Genomic DNA, 3,989 nt, shown 5'->3' with positions numbered 1-3,989 from the left:
GAGGCGTTCCACCTCGAGGGCGCCCGCCGCATCCTCGCCGGTGCCGGGCTGACCGAGGCCGACCTGCAGAACACCCCCGACCTGCCCTACGACGAGGTCGAGCGCAGGGCGTGGATCGCCGCCGGGCGCGAGGCCACCTCGCTGGCGCAGAACTGCTCGGGCAAGCACGCCGCGATGCTGGCCACCTGCGTGCTCAACGGCTGGGACACCGCGACCTACCGCGACCCGGCCCACCCGCTGCAGCAGCTCATGGCCCAGACCCTGGAGGACCTCACCGGCGAGAAGGTCGCGGCCACCGGCATCGACGGCTGCGGCGCCCCCGTCATGGCGGTCAGCCTGCGGGGCCTGGCCCGCGCGTTCGGCACCCTGGCCGCCGCCCCCGAGGCGACGCTGGAGGGGAAGGTGAGCCGCGCGATACAGGCGCACCCGGAGTGGCTCGGCGGCACCCGCCGCGACGTCACCGCCCTGATCCGCGGCGTGCCCGGCCTCATCGCCAAGGACGGCGCCGAGAGCGTGTATGCCGTGGGCCTGGCCGACGGCTCGGCCGTCGCCCTCAAGATCGCCGACGGTGCGCAGCGCGCCCGGCCGGTCGTCATGGCGGCCGCCCTGCGCCGCCTCGGCGTCGACGCCGAGGTCCTCGCCACGCTCGACCACGCCCCGGTCCTCGGCCACGGCCAGCCGGTCGGCGAGCTCGCGGCCGTCGGGATCTGATGCGCGCGGTCCTGCAACGGGTCACCCGGGCCTCCGTCGTCGTCGAGGGCGAGACGGTCGGCGCGATCGACCGCCCCGGCCTGCTCGCCCTCGTGGCCGCCACCCACGAGGACGGCCCGGCCCAGGTCGAGAAGATGGCCCGCAAGATCGCCGAGCTGCGGATCCTGCGCGAGGAGCAGTCCGTGCTCGACGCGGGCGCCCCGGTGCTGGTCGTCAGCCAGTTCACCCTCTATGCCGACACGCGCAAGGGCCGGCGCCCCTCGTGGAGCGCCGCCGCCACCGGCGACGTCGCCGAGCCGCTCGTCGACGACCTCATCGCGGCCTTGCGGGACAAGGGGATCGAGGTCGCCACCGGCCGGTTCGGGGCGATGATGGAGGTCAGCCTCGTCAACGACGGGCCGTTCACCCTCGTGGTTGACACCTGACGACCCGCCTGCGGCTTAGGCTGTCGCCATGTTCAACGCCATCGGGACCGCGCAGAGCCTGATCACCGTGGTGCTCGGGGTCATCGCCCTCGGCATGGAGGTCTTCGCCCTCGTCGACGCGCTGCGCCACCGGCCGGACGCCTACGTCGCGGCCGGCAAGCGCACCAAGAACCTCTGGGTCGCGGTCACCGCCGTCGCCGCGGTGCTCGGCTTCGTCTACGTGTTCAACGTGCTGGGCTTCCTGTCGATCCTCGCGATCGTCGCCGCGGGCTTCTACCTCGCCGACGTGCGCCCCGCCCTGCGCCGGGTCACCGGCCGCGGCACCGGCAGCCAGCAGGGCCCCTACGGCCCGTGGTGACGCCTCACCTGTGACGCTGTCCTCGTGAGCCTCGCCCCGCACCCCCCGCACACCTCCCTGCTCGACGGGCCCGACGGCGCCCTGGAGTACCTCCTCACCGGCTCCGGCGAACCCACCACCGTCTTCGGCCACGGCCTGGCCGGCTCGATCGAGACCACCCGCCCGTTCGGCTCGGGCGTGGAGGGCACCCGCGCGTTCTTCCACTTCCGCGGCCACGGCGCCTCCGCGGCCCCCGAGACCGGCTGGACGTATGCCGCGCTGTCCGCCGAGCTGCGCGCCGTCGCCGACCACGTCGGCGCCACCCGCGCACTCGGCGTGAGCATGGGCGCCGGCGCCCTGTGCCACCTGCTGGAGGAGACCCCCGACCGGTTCGAGCGGCTCGTCATCGTCATGCCGGCCGTCATCGACCGCCCCCGCGACGACGAGGCGATCGACCGGCTCGTGGCCATGGCCGAGGAGGCCGACCACCGCGACGTCGAGGGCATGGCCCGGCTGCTGCTGCTCGACCAGCCCGAGGAGGTCCGCGACCAGCCGGCGGTGCGCCTGTGGTGCCGCCGGCAGGCGGCCACCCTGGTGGGCACCCCGGTCTCGCGCGCACTGCGCGAGCTGCCGCACGGCATACCGATGCGCGACCGGGCCGCGCTGCGGCAGGTGGCCGCCCCGGCGCTGGTGCTCACCCAGGAGCACGACGCGGCGCACCCGGTCTGGGTGGCCGAGCAGCTGGCCGCCGAGCTGCCCGACGCCCGTCTCGAGGTGCTGCCGGCCGGTGGGATCATGTGGCGACACCGGGCCCGCGTGCGGGACCTCATCGGCGGCTTCCTCAGCGGGGCGTAGGGCCCATAGGGCAGAATCTGTCGCCGAGACCATGACCGAGAACGTCCAGAGGGGACCCATGTCCAAGACACGCAGCCGCGCCGACGAGGTGTTCGTCGCCGAGCGGCCGTGGGGCCAGTTCCAGCAGTTCGTGGCCAACGAGATGGTGACGGTCAAGATCATCACCGTCGAGCCCGGCCACCGCCTGTCCCTGCAGAAGCACGGCCACCGCGACGAGATGTGGCAGGTGCTCGACGTGCCGATCGACATCGAGGTCGACGACGAGACGTGGGTCGCCCAGCCGGGGGAGCGCGTGTGGGTGCCGCAGGGCTCCACGCACCGCATGGGCAACAGCGGCACCGCGCCGGGCCGCCTGCTGGAGATCGCCTTCGGGGAGTTCGACGAGGCCGACATCGAGCGGCTGCACGACGACTACGCCCGCTGACGGCCGCTGACCGGAGCTAGGGCCGGCGCGGCGCGACCGCGGACCATGCCACGGTGACCTCGCCGAGGCGCCACCGCGACGGGCCGTCCAGCAACGGCCAGCCCTCCTCGCGGAGGGCGCCGACCGTGGCCAGCCAGCGCTGACGCACCCCGTATGCCGCGTGCGGCGCCGAGCGCGCCCACGCGGCGTCCAGCGCGGCCAGGTAGTCGCGCACCGGCTCGCCGTCGACGTTGCGGTGGATCAGCGCCTTGGGCAGCCGCTCGGCGATGTCGGAGGGCCGCTCCAGGTCGGCCAGCCGCAGCGACAGCGACAGCGACACCGGCCCCTGCTCGGTCACCGCCACCCAGGTGGACCGGCGCCCCAGCTCGTCGCAGGTGCCGTCGACCAGCAGCCCGTGCGGCGCCAGGCGCTCACAGACCGTGGCCCACGCCCCGGCGACCTGGTCCTCGTCGTACTGCCGCAGCACGTTGAAGGCCCGCACCACCACCGGCCGGGCCCCGCCGTCCAGCGGCACCTCGAAGCCGCCGAGCCGGAAGGTGAGCCCGTCCCGCTCCAGCGGCCGGCCCGCCGCGACCCGAGCCGGGTCGATCTCGATGCCCACGACCTGCACGTCCTCGCGGACCGCGCGCAGCCGGTCGTGCAGCTCCACCGCGGTGACCGGGGAGGCGCCGTAGCCGAGGTCGACCACCACCGGCGCGCCCGCGCTGCGCCGCAGCCGCCACGCCTGCGGCCCCGCCAGCCAGCGGTCGACCCGGCGCAGCCGGTTGGGGTTGGTCGTGCCCCGGGTGATGGTGCCGACCGGTCGCCTCGCTGCCACGCCCCGCAGGGTATGCGAGGCCCCGCACCCGGCCACACGGCACACCGCGCGCCCCGTGCCGGCGGCCCGAAGGGCACAGGTGCGTGATCTAGGGTGACGCGGTGGCCAGGGGTGTGGGCGTTCGGAGCCGGAGCATGGTGCTGCTCACCATGGTCCTGCTCGCGCTGGCCGTCCTCGGCCTCAGCCGGCTGGCGCCCGCCCTCGCCGCGCCCGACCACGGCGTCGTCGACATCAAGCCCGGCCTGCTCAGCGCACACGCGCCGGTGCGGGGGGAGATCACGCTGGGCCAGGGCCTGACCGTCTCGATGTACTCAGACGGGATCCGCGTCCAGCGGCAGGACGCCACGCTGTTCCAGACGGTGCGCATCGCCGCGCCGGTCACCGCGGGCTTCGGCACCGTGACCCGGACCCGGGACGGCT

7 protein-coding genes are annotated in these 3,989 nt (G+C 74.8%); 6 read left to right on the top strand and 1 reads right to left on the bottom strand.

Going from position 1 to position 3,989, the window contains the following annotated elements; translation table 11 throughout:
- The 5 genes from VF825_RS03210 to VF825_RS03190 form a co-directional block, all read left to right on the top strand.
- A partial coding sequence (locus tag VF825_RS03210; protein ID WP_331110076.1) for an asparaginase occupies positions 1 to 711 on the top strand: 711 nt, incomplete at its 5' end.
- Complete coding sequence (gene dtd / locus VF825_RS03205) at positions 711 to 1,136, top strand: D-aminoacyl-tRNA deacylase (RefSeq protein ID WP_331110074.1); 426 nt, start codon at positions 711 to 713, stop codon at positions 1,134 to 1,136. The genes VF825_RS03210 and dtd, both read left to right, overlap by 1 nt.
- A gap of 28 nt (positions 1,137 to 1,164) precedes the next feature.
- Positions 1,165 to 1,494 carry a DUF2516 family protein gene (locus tag VF825_RS03200; RefSeq protein ID WP_331110072.1) on the top strand — a complete coding sequence of 110 codons (330 nt, stop codon included), beginning with the start codon at positions 1,165 to 1,167 and terminating at the stop codon, positions 1,492 to 1,494.
- Between the two features lie 24 nt (positions 1,495 to 1,518).
- On the top strand, positions 1,519 to 2,328 hold the full coding sequence (locus VF825_RS03195; RefSeq protein ID WP_331110070.1) for an alpha/beta hydrolase: 810 nt from the start codon (positions 1,519 to 1,521) through the stop codon (positions 2,326 to 2,328).
- A gap of 58 nt (positions 2,329 to 2,386) precedes the next feature.
- Entirely contained in the window at positions 2,387 to 2,752 is a 366-nt protein-coding gene (locus VF825_RS03190; RefSeq protein WP_331110068.1) for a phosphomannose isomerase type II C-terminal cupin domain, read from the top strand.
- A gap of 16 nt (positions 2,753 to 2,768) precedes the next feature.
- Here VF825_RS03190 and VF825_RS03185 read toward each other — a convergent pair whose 3' ends face one another.
- The gene (locus VF825_RS03185; RefSeq protein ID WP_331110066.1) at positions 2,769 to 3,569 is read right to left on the bottom strand and encodes a class I SAM-dependent methyltransferase; all 801 of its coding nucleotides are present in this window, start codon (positions 3,567 to 3,569) and stop codon (positions 2,769 to 2,771) included.
- 134 nt (positions 3,570 to 3,703) lie between these two features.
- On the opposite strand from VF825_RS03185, the gene VF825_RS03180 reads away from it, so the two are divergent.
- Positions 3,704 to 3,989: hypothetical protein (locus tag VF825_RS03180; protein ID WP_331110064.1), on the top strand; the 286-nt coding region annotated here is incomplete at its 3' end.

It is taken from the genome of Oryzihumus sp. (genome assembly GCF_036391795.1).
In the GTDB taxonomy this organism is placed as follows: domain Bacteria; phylum Actinomycetota; class Actinomycetes; order Actinomycetales; family Dermatophilaceae; genus Oryzihumus.
The sequence above is the reverse complement of the archived record's forward strand: the minus strand, read 5'-3'. Positions and strand labels throughout refer to the sequence as shown.

Bases quoted from the DNA above. Each gene is read 5' to 3' on its own strand.
- VF825_RS03190 (WP_331110068.1), top strand. From the start codon at position 2,387: ATGTCCAAGACACGCAGCCGCGCCGACGAGGTGTTCGTCGCCGAGCGG.
- VF825_RS03200 (WP_331110072.1), top strand. From the start codon at position 1,165: ATGTTCAACGCCATCGGGACCGCGCAGAGCCTGATCACCGTGGTGCTC.
- dtd (WP_331110074.1), top strand. From the start codon at position 711: ATGCGCGCGGTCCTGCAACGGGTCACCCGGGCCTCCGTCGTCGTCGAG.